Genomic DNA, 17,151 nt, shown 5'->3' on the forward strand with positions numbered 1-17,151 from the left:
ATAATTACTAAACTTAATATTGATAATTGCATTAATTGGTTATTACGCTCTGACTGTTTTAAGTCGATTATATTAGTTTTATAATATTTGTTAATTTTATTAATCGTTTTTAGTTTTTATAATTTATATGCGGCTATAAAAATGGGTTATATCTAATACTTAAGTTTTGATTTCATATCGCTGTGAGGTAGGTTCAAAATAAGCATCAAAACTAACAAGCTCTTGAGATGGAAAGACTTTAAGCAATGCTTTAATTGAAAAACACAGTTGATTAACCGCAATTGCACCGACTTCTAAATTAACTCTTACGTTTTTAAGTCTTGAGTCTTGACTTTGAATCGTGTTTGCAAGTTGACGACATATATAGTCGCAATCAGCAGGGTTAGCACTACTTAAACCTACAAAGTCTAATATTCCAAAATTCATAATCGAATCTTGAACCAGTTCAAATTGCTGTAACTTATTAGATATAACCGAGCGGGTATTAAGTAATCCCTCAAGGTCGCGGGCAACAGATGATTTTAATTCATCGAGTGTCAACCGTCTTATGGCCAAATCATTATTTGACTTACCAGGGCTATCATCGAATAATTTTTCGAATAAATTAGGTCTAAATCCCAACTCTTTTTTGGTATAACTCATAAATAATACTCGATCTTCAGACAAACTTTACTAAATAGTAAATCAAGTTTTTAAATATTGGAAATTCAGTTATGCAGCTATATAGTTCATTAAGTGTATTTGAGTGACTGTTTATTGTGATACTGTTTATAATTTAATGTTTATAGTTAAATGGTTATAATTAAATAGTTATAAATATAAAGTTATAAATATAGGAATATAAATTTAAAAAAAGAAAGGTTGTTTAAAACCTTTCTTAATTGAGTATTAAAATTAATCAGGACACATAGCAAATACAATAGATTAAGAGGTATATGTAGCTGTATTATTAGCCAATGACCATTTCTTAGTAACCGCACCACGTGCTGTACCATCGATATCTTGCTGGGTGTAGGTCCACTCGACTGCAGCGTACTTAAGACCAACTTCTTCAGTCGGAACACCTTCAGATTCGATAGCAGGTCTTACCTGTGAAATTAATGCATGCTTTAATTTGATTTCAAGGTATTTAACACGCTTGTCGCCATTAGCACGGTAAAAATCAATTTGCACTTCATCAAAAGTATAGCCAGCAGAACATGCTTCCCATAGCTTTGGACTTGTAGAATCTAAATCTTTCATGAAAGTCATATCAGCATGTTCACAACGCTCTGAAGTATGACCGCCAACACTACTAGCAGTAGCTGATTTAGGCTGTCTGATTAAATGATGCCAAGTATTTGCTTCAAGCCAACCTTTATGCTCGCTATCACGTGACTCGCCGTCAATTTTGTATTTACCTCTAAACTGAATGTAAATGTCCTTCATACTACTTTTCCTTTAAAAGTTACTATTAGTAAAACGATTAACTGTTACTAGATTGAGGTAACTCAGTAACCAATCTAAGTGAAACAGAAAGTTCGTCAAGTTGAAAATGTGGTCTTAAAAATACCACCGATTTGTAGACACCTGGTTTGCCAGGTACTTCCACAACTGATACAGAAGCTTCACGTAATGGATACTGTGCTTTCGCTTCTTGTGAGGCGCCGTCATCAAGTAAAACGTATCTTGAAATCCAGTTATTTAAAAAGGATTCAACATTACCTGCTGACATAAAGCTGCCCACTTTGTCTCTCATCATGGCTTTAAGGTAATGTGCAATCCTTGAAACCGCCATAATATATTGTAATTGTGTTGATAATACCGCGTTGGCATTGGCATCATCATTTTGATAGGTTTTGGCTTTTTGTACCGACTGAGCACCAAAGAATGCGGCATAGTTCGTATTTTTACAATGAACTAAAGGAATAAACCCTAAATCGCTAAGCTCTTTTTCACGGCGGTCAGTAATAGATATCTCAGTTGGACATTTCAGTGCCAAATCGCCTTCGTCTGTCTTGAAGGTATGAACAGGAAGTCCTTCGACTAAGCCACCACCTTCAACGCCTCGAATGGCAGCACACCATCTATAGTCAGAGAATGCTGAAGTTAAGCGAGAGGCAAAGGCATAGGCAGAGTTGATCCATAAATAGTCATTATGATCGGACCCTGAAACCTCTTCGACAAAGTTAAATCCTTCTACAACAGTGCCATCTTTAGGATTATAAGGTATACGACCTAAGAATCTAGGAATTGTTAACGCCACATAGCGTGAATCTTCAGACTGTCTAAATGCACGCCATCTGATATATTCAGCTGTTTCAAAGATTTTAGACAAGTCTCGTGGACGACCGATGTCTGTGTATGAATCTAAACCAAACATTTCTGATGATGCTGCTGATACAAATGGCGCATGCGCTGCAGCAGCGACATGTGATAACTGTTCTAATAAATACATGTCTGCATTTTGTCTAGTGAATTCAAAGTCACCAACAATAGCGGCATAAGGTTCACCACCAAAACTACCAAATTCTTCTTCGTAAATCTTCTTAAACAATGTGCTTTGATCAAAATCAATAGATGATTGAAAATCTTTGGTCAATTCACGTTTGCTAGTATTTAGCATACGTATTTTTTGCATAGGCTCAGATGGCGTCTGGCTACATAAGTAATGAAGACCACGCCAACTTGATTCTAATTTTTGAAATTCTGGCGCATGCATTATCGTACTTAACTGCTTTGAAATAAGCGCGTCAATTTCAGCAATACGGGCATCAATTGATGCCGCTAAGTTATTAGATACGGTCAAAGTACCTTGCATAACTTCATTTGCTAATTCAGATATTTGATCTTTAGCTCTATTTTTTTCATCTTCAGATTTAGCGATATTACTTTGATTAACAATCTCTTCAAGTATATCGTAACCTTCGTCTAAAACTGCGGAATCTTGTTGTAGTTGAGCGCTCATTATTATTCCTCACCATCGTATTGTTTCTGTTCAGCCATTTTCTCAACCTGCTGAGTGTTTTTAAGCACATCATCCAACAAATCTTCAAGCTTTTCATTTGCAGAAATTTTATTTCTTAAATCTGCTAATTTGTCACGTGCTTCCACTAATTGGCGAAGCGGATCAACTTGTTGTGCAACTGCTTCAGGTCTAAAGTCATCAATACTATTAAATGCCAAGTCGACTGCAAACTCTCCCGATTTTTCACTTAACTCATTTTGTACTCTAAAAGTAGCTCTAGGGGCTAAGCCTGACATCACCTCATCGAAAGTATCTAAATCAACTTCAACGAACTTTTTATCTTTAAGTTTTGGTTGTTCAACAGTTGAGTCACCAGAGAACTCGCCCAAAACACCTACCACAAAAGGGATTTCCTTTGTTTCGATTGCATCACCAATCTCTACATCATAGGTTAGATGAACACGCGGTGCTCTAACTTTACCTAGTTTTTTTTGTACGCTATCTTGCTTTGCCATAATTTTTCTCTAATTTAAGGTATCTAATTTAAAGGTCTTTATCTTATAAAGTTACTAATACAAATTGCTATAATTGAATTATTAATTAGTTAAGATCATTGATGATTAGAACAATTAATTAAATTCAATATATATTATTACTCTCTAATTGCGAACTGGTGCAAATGGATCAGTTGGTTTTGGTCTAGACTGAGGCCTACGTGTTGGAGTTGGTCTAGAAGGAGTCACGACACTTGGCTTCTTAGTTTTAGGACGATTTGCGCCTTTGGTCCGTTTGACTATTTTTTTAGGCGGTCTGGTATTAACAGTGATCTTCCCTGGTTGCTTAACTGGCGCCCTTCTTACATAAGATTCATCGTAATTGAAATTATGAACAGCGCCATAGATCTTACTTATCGCCGTCTGATATGTATCAAAGTAAGTTTGGCTATTTATATCTTGCAAATAGCTACTAGATAACTGATCCTCTGCCACTAAAATACTCGAATCTAATAGTATCCAGTCAAGTTGTTCAGAATCATAGCCTAGTGATTTCGCTTGGCTACCTGCTAATAATGCGTAGTCAGAGTAACCTTCATTGTAGTATATGTTGGCCAGTAAAACCCAAGCGTCAATAGTACTAGGATAATTAGTAACGATTTGATTTAATTCATCAACCAATATCGCTACTTGATTTTTGTCATTAATAGAATCAGTTAATAACTCGTACTGTCTTTCAATTTCGAATACTCTACTTTGAATAATTGATATCTCACTAGCAGAATCATCTTCACTTAAATCTGTAAGTTCAGCATTGGCTATTGACGTACCAGCAATACCTAATAACATTGCAACTGTCGCAGTGCAGGTAAATTTCTTAGTCAATGTATATAGCTGACTTAATTGTAGATTCATATATAAAATCCATTATTATTTATCTAATACGATTTATTAATAGCTTCAGTTTGGTTAAATCTATGTTTATTCTAAGTAATTTTTTAATAATTTATATATATGCATTTATATAGCATCTTTAGAAATGAGCTTTTATAAATACTCTATTTACTAACCATAACTATTCATTAGCATTTTGTCTTGCGTTTGATATTGTTGAGGTAATTGTATTTAATCTGTCTTTTAGTTCCTCTCTATAATCATCTGTAATTTGACCATTTTTAGCATAAGAACCGATATTACTTTTAGCCATAATAATTGATGAAATCGTTGCAATCTCACGCGCTTCAATAGTATCTCGAATTGCAATAGACTTTTCAGCAGCTCTTAATGACTTAGCATAGTCACCTTTTTTATAATATTGATTGGCAAGTGCTAACCACTGTACTTCATTCCAATTAGATAGATTAGTATCGAATTCTTTAGAGATATCTGCATCAACATGAGCGATGGGCGGAGGATTAAGCGTTTTTGCTGAGGTTACAACAGGCTTAGAAGATGTTGAATTACCTATACAGCCAGAAGCTAAAAAGGAGATTGAAGAAACAACTAGAATAGTTTTAATTTTTTTATTCATTAAATTTTTAGATGAATATTTCATAGAGTTTAATATCACTATATGTCATAGTTAATTATGATATTGACGATTAATCATTAATTCATCTAATTAATAATCATCAATATTTATAAGTTTTAAGACTAACGCTTTATAAAGATATTTTCAACATGTAAGTGAACATTCGTTTTAAAATTCATGCTAATTACACATTAAACTTATTTATTTAATAGTTTTTTCATACCTTTATAATATCGTTCAAGATATAGTAAAATTTAATTATTATTTTTGTTGACAATTTATTACAAAATAATAACTTATTTATTTAATTATACATGTACTTGACATAATTTCAATTAAACATATACTTTTATTTATTCTTATATTTAATATTTCTTAATTATAATAAATGCATACTACCTATATACCTATTTATTGTCTATAATAATTTAGCTTTTTTTAAAACATAGTTTAAAATCATACTTAGAGATATATCTAATGCCCCTGCAAACTGACCGTTTACACCAGTTGATCGTACAATCTACCGCAGTCTCTCCACATGCCCTCCTTCCTCTTAGTTTCACATGGCAAACCTTAATCAATACCTCTAATACTGCTCATATATTAGCTTATACTACCGAGCTATTATTACCAAACGATTGTGACGCACTACTAGGCAGCTCACTTTGTTTAACCACCCTCAATATATCCCGCGACGTAACCTCACGTACTGGCTTAATAAAATCTTTTAACTATCTATACTCTGATGGCGCCTTACACTTTTATGAGATACAAGTCGTCTCGCCAGATTGGCTATTAAGTCAAACCACACATACCCGAACCTTTGTAGAACAGTCTACCTTAGACATTATTACCAGCATACTTAAGTCATATGACTTTAAATGGGAAGTCTCTGATGATTTAATGCAATTAGAGCAGTTTACTCGCACCCTCCCCCTGCGTACTCAAATTAACATTAGTGACAAAGAATTTATAAATAACCTATTGGCTGATATTGGTGTATATAGCGTCTGGGTTAGTGCGGACACTGTTGATAGCAATAGCATCAGTATAGATACCATTGGCATCTGGTGCTTAATATCAGACTTACCGCAGCTAACACAGTTTGATGTTCCGGATGTGGACTACACCTATGCTCAAGCTTCGGTGCAGTCAGGTCATGATACTGTGCAGCAGCTGCAGCCTATGAATAAAAAGCTTGGCGCAAATGAAGTCACTGTACGCAGTGATGGCTTAGCCTTTGATACTATCTATGAGGGCACAGCTTTTGATGAGTCTTTATTATGCAGTGATAAAAGCGCAGTATTAATCGGTTCACCTTCTAGAATAGACAGTGATGATGCAGCATTAAAGCATGCCAATTTATGGGTTAAAGCCAATGCTTGCCATCGTGAATACTATAAAGCCACAGGTTCTATGCGCGGCTTGTATCTAGGCGCTCAAGTAACTATTAATGAGCTGCCCTCCATTGATATGTTAAGCAGTTATTGTATTGGTGCCCAAATCGTGGGCATAGAACCTGCGAGTAACAGTACCGCGTATCATCATAAACAACAGATCATAACGTGGTTAGACTCACACGGTGTGCCTATGCAAGGCAGCGAAGTGGCTTTTGATACAGGCGTCTGGGTCAACGCAACCCTACTTGACACCTCAATCCCGTACACGCCCTACCCAAGTGAATTATCTTTTGCCGCGCACACCTACTCAGGTCTTACGCAAGCTCATACCGGTCAAGCAGACTCAAACAGCTACGACTCTACAATCACCGAGTCTGGTCTGCATGAAGTGGTCACCACCCCCGTATATGCAGGCATCAGTGACAATGATGATGGCATCACCCCGCCCCTTCGATCTTTGCAGCTCTCCTCAGGTGCCACGCACGGTTGGCAATTTGCACCAAGACTAGGTCAAGCGGTATTACTCACGCACTGGTATGGCGACATAGACAGTCCTGTTATCCTGCGTAGCTTATATGAAGGTATGGGCATGGGGGATATTGATGACAAAGATGTTACCTATCAATCAGGTGGTAAACCTCATCGCTATAACCTAAATGGCGGCGCCTCCCCGCGTTGGCATGGCGGCGCTTTAGGATTATCACAAATCGGTGACGATGACACCCATGCTGGATGGGTGTCAGGCATCAGTCAGTTTGGGCTCGATAGCGAGTCTGAGACTACCCTACTCTTTGATGACACGCCCAACAAGATAGGCATGCAGTGGACGGTAAATACTAAAGATCGCGCTAATGCCGCCACTCCGACTATAGGTGATAAAGGGGTATTTAGTCCAAGCGAGCATATGCTTGAGCTTGGGGTACTGCGTCACCGCTTTGCGAATCATCAATCCACTTCTACTGGCGATGGTTTTCGCTTGGCCAGTGATGAGGGGGTGCAAATCACTGGAGCCTCAGGCACGCTTTTGTCCACCTTTGATATTCGTCATTCTCAAAGCACGCATGAATCTGCTTGGGTGAATGATGCCGGTGTGCGTCAGTTAGAGTTAGGCTTTGAGCTAACGGAGGTGTTTGATGAGGCAAAGCAGGCGCATCTGCAAGCTCGTCAAGAGGTAGATGCCCAGGTGAAGGCATTTAAGGAGTCCGCTCAGGTATTGGATGAGGGCTTGGGTGCTGAGTCGCTAGGCGCATCTGATGTGATGCTTGTTAGCCGCGATAGTGTTTTGGCATCAAGTGGTCATACGTTGTTTACGGCCAAACAGGTGGTGCGTCAGTCAGCACTGACACAGTCGGATATGGTGGCTGGCCATTATAAGCTGCATGCGGATAGTTTAAGTAGCTTAGCTGGCGCTGGTGGTAATGCGGCTAAGTCGGGCTTTCATATCAGTGCAAATACTAAGCCGCTTGCGATACAGGCGCAGGGCGGCGAGCTGCAGCTGCATTCACAGCTTGGGATGACGATAGGCAGCGCATCGGGTGAGGTGCATGTGAGCTCCCCGACTCGGATTAAACTGCAAACGAGTGGCGGGGCGTCATTAACCATTGATGAGAGCGGAGTTAAGCTTGTGTGCCCAGGGACGATTAAGATTCAGGCGGTTAAGAAGGGATTGGTGAGCGGGGCTTTTGCAAAATATGGTGTGCTTGATTATAAAGATCCTTATGATGAGATGTTTGTAATCAAAGATACGCTAGGTAATCCAGTACCTGGATTTGCCTATAAGATAACAACTGATGAGGGTAAGGTCTATCGAGGAATGACCAATGAGAAGGGTGAGACTGTAAGAATTTATACTAGAGATCAAGCAATCGGTATGACGGTTGAAGCTGACGATGAAGATAACTATTCGTGATAAAGCGTATCATAAGTCAGTTTAACTTACGCTTTATACAGTATTAATTCAATAACTAAACTTTTAAAGGTAGATTCATGGGTATATTTGATATCTTTAGTTCTGAACGTATTAAGTGGACTACTAGGATATTCGCTCCTCAACACTATCCAGTACGTTTGGTAACGGGAGATAACTTCTGGTTTTATAAAGGGGACCGTATCTATGGGTTCACAGGTGAAGCGTATAACGGTTGGCGTGATCATGGTCTGTATATCAAAGGAGGTATTCCTGATGGTAAAGCCATGTTACCAGATGCAGTACAGCTAACGTGGCTCGCTGAGACAGAAAGGAAGTTTTATCAAGTGCAGATACCCCTACCTCGTAAAAGAATCCTTGAGTTATTTGATACGCCTATTACAGTTGTCAAATTTGGTGTCAAAGAGATAGGCAATTATACCGCAATCGACTTTGCCTTTGAGCCGGGAGGTCGAGTGCATTTACGCATTAGTGGGCTGAGTACAATCACCTTAGATACTTTTAAAGCAACAGAGATCCCAGTAGAGTGGTGGTACTTTGCACGAGCGGTGGGTTTTGATTCTCGCTGGATCCCCGAGGAGAAGTACTACGTTTTAAGAGATCCTGAATTACCAGATTACGTCAAAGAAAACTATAAAAACGGCACTATACCCAAAAACCGTTGGCTAAACTATCATCAAACTACGTTTCGTTGGCAAGTGGATATAGCAGGCGTTGAGTTAGAAGCTTATCGTGTTCGCTTAGCAAACGGTGACTTTTACTGGGTTGACTCTAGTAATTTGACTGCAGAGCAAGCTAGGAACAAGCAGATCCCAACTGAGTTTACTTTCAACTATATTGAGAATGGTCAGCGGTATAGGCACAGGTTCTTCTTAACTGATTATGATGGTGGCTTTGAGCATACTGAGCAGCCTAATGGGGTCGAACCTCTTTGGACAGCCTTTACTGAGTTCTTTGATAAAGTAGGTAAATCTAGTACAGCTACCTTGCAGTTCATTCGGGTCAGAGATATTGAAAACAGTACGAACCCTGCTGTCGCTAAAATATATCATGACACTATAGAACCATCTCATAAATTTCTCGCACTGCTCAGTTACAATGAAGACGTTATCCCTTTACGTATATTTTACTATTCTCGTAAGCCACTAAACGATGGAGATGTCTAATTATTATACAGTCTTTACATCGTTTACACCTAGCATCGTTTGCATCCAGAGTAATACGGGCTACTCTACAGCATCAGTATTATAATGGATCAAAATCGTAAACCTAGTAGTAATGCCGTCAGCTGATAAATGAACCATATCGACAAAAAGAGATAAACAATGAGTGAGCAGCCTACAGAGAATCAAGCGACTGATAAAGCTTCATCTAAGAGTATCGGAGATGGGGTCGCCAATCCAACGCCAGAGTCCGAAATACACTTAGAAGTCAAAACGCTTGAGGTTAGTATCTTCTTTGATGGTACTTGGAATAACCGTGATAACTCCTTATTGTACAACGGACCAAATCGCTTTAATGACCTCGAGAATAGTCCTCACAAAGCTAATACAGGCGATGGTAGCGCTTATGGTGGTCTGCCAAGAGATCTAGAAGAGATGAACAAGTACCGTTACAATCCAGACTTATTCATAAACGATTCTGTCAGTTATTCACGCCTTCCTACAGGTGTTGATAGAATGGAAGGCGCTTACAAAGAGCGTACTCCTATCAATCGCAAGATATATATCGATGGTGCTGGTACGGTACAGCATACTGACTTGCCAGGCGATATACAAATAAACTATGCTGATAACCCTATAGGTGCAGGCTTAGGTTGGGGTTCGACAGGAGTCAATGCCAAGATCGCCAAAGCCTTTAACCAGCTCAATCAGATCATTGAAGAGACCAACTCAGACGGTGATTATCGAATATTGATGATTAACCTATTTGGCTTTAGTCGTGGATCGGCATCTGCACGTATCTTTGCCAACATGTTATTCAACAGCCAACCGCTAAATGGTGAGATACCTGAACGCGAGCGTAAGCTTATATTTGCACAAGGTAAGCGCATGTCAGTACAGCTCAAGTTTATGGGCATATTTGACACGGTTTCCTCATTGGGCTTTACGCACGGTGATGATGAAGGTCTAGACTTTGCTAATTATATCAGTGAAGCACCGAGTGATGACGTGATTGGCAGTGTCGCTCCTGAAGAGATGACTATCAACCTCAAGCGCAACCAAGCCTCTCGTATCGTGCATCTAGTGGCTAGTCACGAATATCGTGATAAGTTTGAATGCTATGACATTCACGGTGCTGTAAGACGCGGTCATGGCGTCGAGATTCATCTGCCTGGTTGTCATACTGATTTGGGAGATGGTTTGGGTACGATGGGTAAGGTTGCCTTTGAAAATGAGGGTGGACATATCGTACCTGAATATCATGAGGGAAAGACTAAAAAGTTCTGGTATGTGACTGCGCGTGATGATGACAAAGTTGTCATCGCTCAAAAGGAAGTCAACTTAAATCATCCTGATAAGCCCATGAGTCATAAGGATAGACAAGCGCTACTAGATGATATTAAGCCCTATGGCAGCTACAATAAAGACACCCCAAGTGTATTTAAGACCAAAGCCAATGCCTTGGATCAAATGCAACTGGCAGACTTTGATACGGTGGCGCAAAACCTTATCGACATTGGGTTTTTTCAAGCATCAACAGCTGCTACCAATAACAAGAAAAAGCAAATCGAAGTCATCGAAACCAATAAGCGTATCTGGCGCTGGAAGATATTTCCCAGTAGCAAGCAGCACCAATGGATAAGGATCAACCGTGAGCAAATATCCATGCTCTATCCAATCATTCCCACTCATATTATGTTGGAGCTTGCAAAGCGTCACGGTGTCGATAGCTTTAACGATGTTAGAATACATGAATACAGTGTCGAATACGGGACCGCATACGATGATACATCAAGTGAAAAGTTTGGTGATATTTGTAGTGAACTAACAGCTCAAGCATTGGCTTGGGATGCTGAGTTGGCTAGTAAGTTTCAGCCAGTGCCTGATGCGACGACAGGACTGGTCAGCTTTGCCGCGCAATCATTATCAGTTGACGAGCTGATTCCGATAATAGAACCTAAAGATGAACAAACTAAAAAGATTATGTACAATCAATATATACACTGGTCAAGTACTATCGCCACCGAAGGTGTGCTTGCGCCCTTTGCCTTGGTGGGGTTAGGTCAAATCAACCACGCCACTGGTCAGTTTGAGCGTACTATTTATCACGGATAAGGAAATTAATATGAAACTATCATATCTCATCGCCAGCTTTATAACGTCGCTAGTTCTAACAGGCTGTATTAATAATATCGCGGGTATAGATAACTCAAAACCTGACGATTACATCCTTAATGGGGATGGAGGCTGGGCACTTGATTGTCTAACAAACCGCCCCTTAGGTAGTGAGGCAGAATGGTTTTGGGAAGCACATAACCTACCTGCTGGCACAGTGGACTACGTTTGTAAAGAAGGTAAAGCCTATCTACCTGGACAAGCTCCAAACTGCGATATGCAAACAGGCTTTTGTCCGCCAGATAAAGAGACGAAGAAATGTTATAGCCTTGATACTTCATACTATTATGCCAAATCATGTAATGAAAATGATCGATTAGAGGGATACTGGGAAGGCGATAAATGGATGAATAGAGTGCGTACAAGTAACGGTGTAAAATATATTGAAGGAAAATGGTTTGGATTGTAATTATGAGATATAGCAGTATTGGATTATCGCAACTTAAACGACCTTTAAAATAGTAGTATCGAACAGCATAATGACGCTAGGCGTAAAATATTATGACAAAACTTCCTATAAACCTATCGCATCTGATCGCCAGCTGTATAGCGGCGCTAGTCCTAACAGGCTGTATTGATAATATCGCAGGTATAGATAACTCAAAGCCTGATGATTATATACTTAATAGTAAAGGTGGCTGGGCACTTGATTGTCTAACAAACCGCCCCTTAGGTAGTGAGGCAGACTGGTTTTGGGAAGCACATAACCTACCTGCTGGTACAGTGGACTACGTCTGTAAAGAAGGTAAAGCCTATCTACCTGGACAAGCACCAAACTGCGATGTACAAACAGGCTTTTGTCCGCCAGATAAAGATACGAAGAAATGTTATGGCTATGAAACGTCATTATATTATGCAAAACAGTGTGATGAAAATGACTTTAAAATGGGTTACTGGGAAGGCGATAAATGGATGAAAAGAGAAGGCAATGCGGACAATCCAGTTTGGATAGAAGGAAAATGGGCTGGCTTATAATTTTGAGATCTAACGATATCAAATCATTAATTTATAAACGACTTTTAAAATAGCAGTATCGAACAGCGTTATGACGCTAGGCTTCAAATATGATGACTAAACTTTCTATAAACCTATCGCATCTAATAGTCAGCTGTATAACGGCGCTAGTCCTAACAGGCTGTATTAATAATATCGCGGGTATAGATAACTCAAAACCTGACGATTACATCCTTAATGGGGATGGAGGCTGGGCACTTGATTGTCTAACAAACCGCCCCTTAGGTAGTGAGGCAGATTGGTTTTGGGAAGCACATAACCTACCTGCTGGCACAGTGGACTACGTTTGTAAAGAAGGTAAAGCCTATCTACCTGGACAAGCGCCAAACTGCGATATGCAAACAGGCTTTTGTCCGCCAGATAAAGACACTAAGAAGTGTTTTTCTTTTGAAAATGGATATTACTACTATAGTAAAAATTGCAAAAATAATGACAGTTTAAGTGGTTACTGGAAAGGCGATATATGGATGAAAAGAGAAGGCAATGCGGATAATCCAGTCTGGGTTGAAGGTAAATGGTTTGGATTGTGATATAGCAGTATTGGATTATCGCAACTTAAACGACTTTTAAAGTATCAGTATCGAACAGCGTAATGACGCTAGGCGTAAAATATGATGACAAAACTTCCTATAAACCTATCGCATCTGATCGCCAGCTGTATAACGGCGCTAGTCCTAGCAGGCTGTATTGATAATATCGCAGGTATAGATAACTCAGGAAATCCTGATAAATACGTAAAAAATGGTAAAGGTGGCTGGGCACTTGATTGTCTAACAAACCGCCCCTTAGGTATGAGAGCAGATTGGTTTTGGGAAGCACATAACCTACCTGCTGGTACAGTGGACTACGTTTGTAAAGAAGGTAAAGCCTATCTACCTGGACAAGCGCCAAACTGTGATGTGCAAACAGGCTTTTGTCCGCCAGATAAAGACACTAAGAAGTGTTTTTCTTTTGAAGATGGATATTACTACTATAGTAAAAATTGCAAACAGAATGACAGTCTAAGTGGATACTGGGAAGGCGATAAATGGATGAAAAGAGAAGGCAATGCGGACACTCCAGTTTGGATAGAAGGAAAATGGGCTGGCTTGTGATATAGCTGTATTGCATTATCGCAACTTAAACGACCTTTAAAATAGTAGTATCGAACAGCGTAATGACGCTAGGCTTCAAATATGATGAAAAAACTTTCTATAAACCTATCGCATCTAATAGTCAGCTGTATAACGGCGCTAGTCTTAACAGGCTGTATTGAAGACCCTGCAGGTATTCATAACACAAATGTTGATGACTACGTCCTTAATGGTAAAGGCGGCTGGGCACTTGATTGTCTAACAAACCGCCCCTTAGGTAGTGAGGCAGATTGGTTTTGGAAGGCAAACAACCTACTTGCTGGTACAGTGGACTACGTCTGTAAAGAAGGCAAAGCCTATCTACCTGGACAAGCGCCAAACTGTGATGTACAAACAGGCTTTTGTCCGCCAGATAAAGACACTAAGAAGTGTTATGGTTATGAAACGTCTATATATTATTCAAAGCAGTGTGATGAAGATGATCGACTAGATGGCTATTGGGAAGGTAATAAATGGATGAATAGAGCAGGAAGTTTGGACAATCCAGTCTGGGTTGAAGGAAAATGGGCTGGCTTATAATTCTAAGATCTAACGGTATCAAATCATTAAATTATTAACGACCTTTAAAATAGCAGTATCGAACAGCGTATTGCGCTAGGCTTAAAACATGAATACAAAACTTTCTATAAACCTATCGCATCTAATAGCCAGCTTTATAACGGCGCTAGTCCTAACAGGCTGTATCGATAATATCGCAGGTATAGATAACTCAGGAAATCCTGATAAATACGTAAAAAATGGTAAAGGAGGCTGGGCACTTGATTGTCTAACAAACCGCCCCTTAGGTATGAGAGCAAATTGGTTTTGGGAAGCAAACAACCTACCTGCTGGTACAGTGGACTACGTTTGTAAAGAAGGTAAAGCCTATCTACCTGGACAAGCGCCAAACTGTGATGTGCAAACAGGCTTTTGTCCGCCAGATAAAGACACTAAGAAGTGTTATAGCCTTGATACTTCATACTATTATGCGAAATCATGTAATGAAAATGATCGATTAGAGGGATACTGGGAAGCTGATAAATGGGTGAATAGAGTGCGTACAAGTAACGGTGTAAAATATATTGAAGGAAAATGGGCTGGCTTGTGATATAGCAGTATTGCATTATTGCATCTTAAACGACCTTTAAAATAGCAGTGTCGAACAGCGTAATGACGCTAGGCGTAAAATATGATGACTAAACTTTCTATAATCCTATCGCATCTGATCGCCAGCTGTATAACAGCGCTAGTCCTAACAGGCTGTATTGATAATATTGCAGGTATAGATAACTCAAAACCTGACGATTATATACTTAATGGGGATGGAGGTTGGGCATTGCATTGTCGGACAGGAAGACCATTAGGCGTTTCAGCCGATCGATTTTGGAAGGCAAACAACCTACCTGCTGGTACAGTGGACTACGTTTGTAAAGAAGGCAAAGCCTATCTACCTGGACAAGCGCCTAACTGCGATATGCAAGCAGGCTTTTGTCCGCCAGATAAAGATACTAAGAAGTGTTCGGAAAAGCAATGGGACGGTGGTTATTATTATGCGAAAACTTGTGAACAGGGCGATACTATTGAGGGTTACTGGGAAGGCGATAAATGGATGAATAGAGCTGGAAGTTTGGACAATCCAGTCTGGGTTGAAGGAAAATGGTTTGGATTGTGATATAGCAGTATTGCTTTTTCGCAACTTAAACAACTTTTAAAGTATCAGTATCGAACAGCGTAATGACGCTAGGCGTAAAATATGATGACTAAACTTTCTAAAAACCTATCGCATCTCTTCATCGGCAGTATAACAGCGCTAGTTCTAACAGGCTGTATCGATAATATCGCAGGTATAGATAACTCAGGAAATCCTGATAAATACGTAAAAAATGGTAAAGGTGGCTGGGCACTTGATTGTCTAACAAACCGCCCCTTAGGTATGAGAGCAGATTGGTTTTGGGAAGCACATAACCTACCTGTTGGTACAGTGGACTACGTCTGTAAAGAAGGCAAAGCCTATCTACCTGGACAAGCACCAAACTGCAATATGCAAACAGGCTTTTGTCCGCCAGATAAAGATACTAAGAAGTGTTCGGAAAAGCAATGGGACGGTGGTTATTATTATGCGAAAATTTGTGAACAAGGCGATACTATTGAGGGTTACTGGGAAGGCGATAAATGGATGAAAAGAGAAGGCAATGCGGACAATCCAGTCTGGATTGAAGGAAAATGGGCTGGCTTATAATTTTAAGATCTAACTATATCAAATCATTAAATTATAAACGACCTTTAAAATAGCAGTATCGAACAGCGTAATGAAGCTAGGCGTAAAATATGATGACTAAACTTTCTATAAACCTACTAAATCTAATAGCCAGCTGTATAACGGCGCTAGTCCTAACAGGCTGTATTGATAATATCGCAGGTATAGATAACTCAAAGCCTGACGATTATATCCTTAATGGGGATGGAGGCTGGGCACTTGATTGTCTAACAAACCGCCCCTTAGGTAGTGAGGCAGACTGGTTTTGGGAAGCAAACAACCTACCTGCTGGCACTGTGGACTACGTCTGTAAAGAAGGCAAAGCCTATCTACCTGGACAAGCGCCAAACTGCGATATGCAAAAAGGCTTTTGTCCGCCAGATAAAGACACTAAGAAGTGTTTTTCTTTTGAAAATGGATATTACTACTATAGTAAAAATTGCAAAAATAATGACAGTTTAAGTGGTTACTGGAAAGGCGATATATGGATGAAAAGAGAAGGCAATGCGGATAATCCAGTCTGGGTTGAAGGTAAATGGTTTGGATTGTGATATAGCAGTATTGCATTATCGCAACTTAAACGACCTTTAGAATAGCAGTATCGAACAGCATAATGACTCTAGGCGTAAAATATGATGACTAAACTTCCTATAAACCTATCGCATCTAATAGCCAGCTGTATAACGGCGCTAGTCTTAACAGGCTGTATTGAAGACCCTGCAGGTATTCATAACACAAATGTTGATGACTACATCCTTAATGGTAAAGGCGGCTGGGCACTTGATTGTCTAACAAACCGCCCCTTAGGTAGTGAGGCAGATTGGTTTTGGGAAGCACATAACCTACCTGCTGGTACAGTGGACTACGTTTGTAAAGAAGGCAAAGCCTATCTACCTGGACAAGCGCCAAACTGTGATGTAGAAACAGGCTTTTGTCCGCCAGATAAAGACACTAAGAAGTGTTTTTCTTATGAAAATGGATATTACTACTATAGTAAAAATTGCAAAGAGAATGACAGTCTAAGTGGATACTGGGAAGGCGATAAATGGATGAAAAGAGAAGGCAATGCGGACAATCCAGTTTGGATAGAAGGAAAATGGGCTGGCTTGTGATATAGCTGTATTGCATTAT

Annotated in this window: 19 protein-coding genes; 13 read left to right on the forward strand and 6 right to left on the reverse strand. The window is 39.6% G+C overall.

Annotated features, from left to right (window positions below):
- Positions 1-159: 159 nt before the first annotated feature.
- From tssE to AC21OH_RS05350, 6 genes are all read right to left on the reverse strand, one after another.
- Positions 160-642 carry a type VI secretion system baseplate subunit TssE gene (tssE, locus tag AC21OH_RS05325; protein WP_487371312.1) on the reverse strand — a complete coding sequence of 161 codons (483 nt, stop codon included), beginning with the start codon at positions 640-642 and terminating at the stop codon, positions 160-162.
- A gap of 282 nt (positions 643-924) precedes the next feature.
- Positions 925-1,428 carry an Hcp family type VI secretion system effector gene (locus AC21OH_RS05330; RefSeq protein ID WP_487371657.1) on the reverse strand — a complete coding sequence of 168 codons (504 nt, stop codon included), beginning with the start codon at positions 1,426-1,428 and terminating at the stop codon, positions 925-927.
- Positions 1,429-1,465: 37 nt separating this feature from the next.
- Positions 1,466-2,947 carry a type VI secretion system contractile sheath large subunit gene (tssC, locus tag AC21OH_RS05335; RefSeq protein ID WP_487371658.1) on the reverse strand — a complete coding sequence of 494 codons (1,482 nt, stop codon included), beginning with the start codon at positions 2,945-2,947 and terminating at the stop codon, positions 1,466-1,468.
- 2 nt (positions 2,948-2,949) lie between these two features.
- Positions 2,950-3,462, reverse strand: coding sequence for a type VI secretion system contractile sheath small subunit (gene tssB, locus AC21OH_RS05340; RefSeq protein ID WP_487371659.1), 513 nt, complete (start codon positions 3,460-3,462; stop codon positions 2,950-2,952).
- A gap of 144 nt (positions 3,463-3,606) precedes the next feature.
- Entirely contained in the window at positions 3,607-4,356 is a 750-nt protein-coding gene (locus AC21OH_RS05345; RefSeq protein ID WP_487371660.1) for a hypothetical protein, read from the reverse strand.
- Between the two features lie 160 nt (positions 4,357-4,516).
- Entirely contained in the window at positions 4,517-4,996 is a 480-nt protein-coding gene (locus tag AC21OH_RS05350) for a tetratricopeptide repeat protein (protein ID WP_491140273.1), read from the reverse strand.
- A gap of 453 nt (positions 4,997-5,449) precedes the next feature.
- Between AC21OH_RS05350 and AC21OH_RS05355 the strand changes: the two genes are divergently transcribed.
- From AC21OH_RS05355 to AC21OH_RS05415, 13 genes are all read left to right on the forward strand, one after another.
- A complete protein-coding gene (locus AC21OH_RS05355; RefSeq protein WP_491140275.1) occupies positions 5,450-8,281 on the forward strand; it encodes a DUF2345 domain-containing protein in 2,832 nt (943 codons plus the stop codon).
- Positions 8,282-8,358: 77 nt separating this feature from the next.
- Positions 8,359-9,465, forward strand: coding sequence for a DUF2931 family protein (locus AC21OH_RS05360; protein ID WP_487371586.1), 1,107 nt, complete (start codon positions 8,359-8,361; stop codon positions 9,463-9,465).
- Positions 9,466-9,624: 159 nt separating this feature from the next.
- Positions 9,625-11,577 (forward strand): T6SS phospholipase effector Tle1-like catalytic domain-containing protein, encoded by a 1,953-nt coding sequence (locus AC21OH_RS05365; RefSeq protein ID WP_487371585.1) that lies wholly within the window; start codon positions 9,625-9,627, stop codon positions 11,575-11,577.
- Between the two features lie 10 nt (positions 11,578-11,587).
- On the forward strand, positions 11,588-12,046 hold the full coding sequence (locus AC21OH_RS05370; protein WP_487371584.1) for a hypothetical protein: 459 nt from the start codon (positions 11,588-11,590) through the stop codon (positions 12,044-12,046).
- A 92-nt stretch (positions 12,047-12,138) separates the two neighbouring features.
- On the forward strand, positions 12,139-12,612 hold the full coding sequence (locus tag AC21OH_RS05375; protein WP_487371583.1) for a hypothetical protein: 474 nt from the start codon (positions 12,139-12,141) through the stop codon (positions 12,610-12,612).
- A gap of 89 nt (positions 12,613-12,701) precedes the next feature.
- Positions 12,702-13,181: a hypothetical protein gene (locus AC21OH_RS05380; RefSeq protein ID WP_487371582.1), complete on the forward strand. Its 480-nt coding sequence runs from the start codon at positions 12,702-12,704 to the stop codon at positions 13,179-13,181.
- 81 nt (positions 13,182-13,262) lie between these two features.
- On the forward strand, positions 13,263-13,745 hold the full coding sequence (locus AC21OH_RS05385) for a hypothetical protein (protein ID WP_487371581.1): 483 nt from the start codon (positions 13,263-13,265) through the stop codon (positions 13,743-13,745).
- Between the two features lie 81 nt (positions 13,746-13,826).
- A complete protein-coding gene (locus AC21OH_RS05390) occupies positions 13,827-14,303 on the forward strand; it encodes a hypothetical protein (protein ID WP_487371580.1) in 477 nt (158 codons plus the stop codon).
- An 88-nt stretch (positions 14,304-14,391) separates the two neighbouring features.
- The gene (locus tag AC21OH_RS05395; RefSeq protein WP_487371579.1) at positions 14,392-14,871 is read left to right on the forward strand and encodes a hypothetical protein; all 480 of its coding nucleotides are present in this window, start codon (positions 14,392-14,394) and stop codon (positions 14,869-14,871) included.
- An 81-nt stretch (positions 14,872-14,952) separates the two neighbouring features.
- A complete protein-coding gene (locus tag AC21OH_RS05400; protein WP_487371578.1) occupies positions 14,953-15,435 on the forward strand; it encodes a hypothetical protein in 483 nt (160 codons plus the stop codon).
- Positions 15,436-15,516: 81 nt separating this feature from the next.
- A complete protein-coding gene (locus AC21OH_RS05405) occupies positions 15,517-16,002 on the forward strand; it encodes a hypothetical protein (protein ID WP_491140280.1) in 486 nt (161 codons plus the stop codon).
- An 89-nt stretch (positions 16,003-16,091) separates the two neighbouring features.
- Positions 16,092-16,571, forward strand: coding sequence for a hypothetical protein (locus tag AC21OH_RS05410; RefSeq protein WP_487371740.1), 480 nt, complete (start codon positions 16,092-16,094; stop codon positions 16,569-16,571).
- A gap of 81 nt (positions 16,572-16,652) precedes the next feature.
- On the forward strand, positions 16,653-17,132 hold the full coding sequence (locus AC21OH_RS05415; RefSeq protein ID WP_487371730.1) for a hypothetical protein: 480 nt from the start codon (positions 16,653-16,655) through the stop codon (positions 17,130-17,132).
- Positions 17,133-17,151 lie beyond the last annotated feature (19 nt).

Source organism: Psychrobacter sp. CX10, from assembly GCF_057621575.2.

Coding starts and splice junctions, on each gene's coding strand:
- AC21OH_RS05360 (WP_487371586.1), top strand. CDS start 8,359: ATGGGTATATTTGATATCTTTAGTTCTGAACGTATTAAGTGGACTACT.
- AC21OH_RS05410 (WP_487371740.1), top strand. CDS start 16,092: ATGATGACTAAACTTTCTATAAACCTACTAAATCTAATAGCCAGCTGT.
- AC21OH_RS05355 (WP_491140275.1), top strand. CDS start 5,450: ATGCCCCTGCAAACTGACCGTTTACACCAGTTGATCGTACAATCTACC.
- AC21OH_RS05385 (WP_487371581.1), top strand. CDS start 13,263: ATGATGACAAAACTTCCTATAAACCTATCGCATCTGATCGCCAGCTGT.
- AC21OH_RS05405 (WP_491140280.1), top strand. CDS start 15,517: ATGATGACTAAACTTTCTAAAAACCTATCGCATCTCTTCATCGGCAGT.
- tssE (WP_487371312.1), bottom strand. CDS start 642: ATGAGTTATACCAAAAAAGAGTTGGGATTTAGACCTAATTTATTCGAA.
- AC21OH_RS05375 (WP_487371583.1), top strand. CDS start 12,139: ATGACAAAACTTCCTATAAACCTATCGCATCTGATCGCCAGCTGTATA.
- tssC (WP_487371658.1), bottom strand. CDS start 2,947: ATGAGCGCTCAACTACAACAAGATTCCGCAGTTTTAGACGAAGGTTAC.
- AC21OH_RS05370 (WP_487371584.1), top strand. CDS start 11,588: ATGAAACTATCATATCTCATCGCCAGCTTTATAACGTCGCTAGTTCTA.
- AC21OH_RS05400 (WP_487371578.1), top strand. CDS start 14,953: ATGATGACTAAACTTTCTATAATCCTATCGCATCTGATCGCCAGCTGT.
- AC21OH_RS05345 (WP_487371660.1), bottom strand. CDS start 4,356: ATGAATCTACAATTAAGTCAGCTATATACATTGACTAAGAAATTTACC.
- AC21OH_RS05350 (WP_491140273.1), bottom strand. CDS start 4,996: ATGAAATATTCATCTAAAAATTTAATGAATAAAAAAATTAAAACTATT.
- AC21OH_RS05395 (WP_487371579.1), top strand. CDS start 14,392: ATGAATACAAAACTTTCTATAAACCTATCGCATCTAATAGCCAGCTTT.
- AC21OH_RS05415 (WP_487371730.1), top strand. CDS start 16,653: ATGATGACTAAACTTCCTATAAACCTATCGCATCTAATAGCCAGCTGT.
- AC21OH_RS05330 (WP_487371657.1), bottom strand. CDS start 1,428: ATGAAGGACATTTACATTCAGTTTAGAGGTAAATACAAAATTGACGGC.
- tssB (WP_487371659.1), bottom strand. CDS start 3,462: ATGGCAAAGCAAGATAGCGTACAAAAAAAACTAGGTAAAGTTAGAGCA.
- AC21OH_RS05380 (WP_487371582.1), top strand. CDS start 12,702: ATGATGACTAAACTTTCTATAAACCTATCGCATCTAATAGTCAGCTGT.
- AC21OH_RS05365 (WP_487371585.1), top strand. CDS start 9,625: ATGAGTGAGCAGCCTACAGAGAATCAAGCGACTGATAAAGCTTCATCT.
- AC21OH_RS05390 (WP_487371580.1), top strand. CDS start 13,827: ATGATGAAAAAACTTTCTATAAACCTATCGCATCTAATAGTCAGCTGT.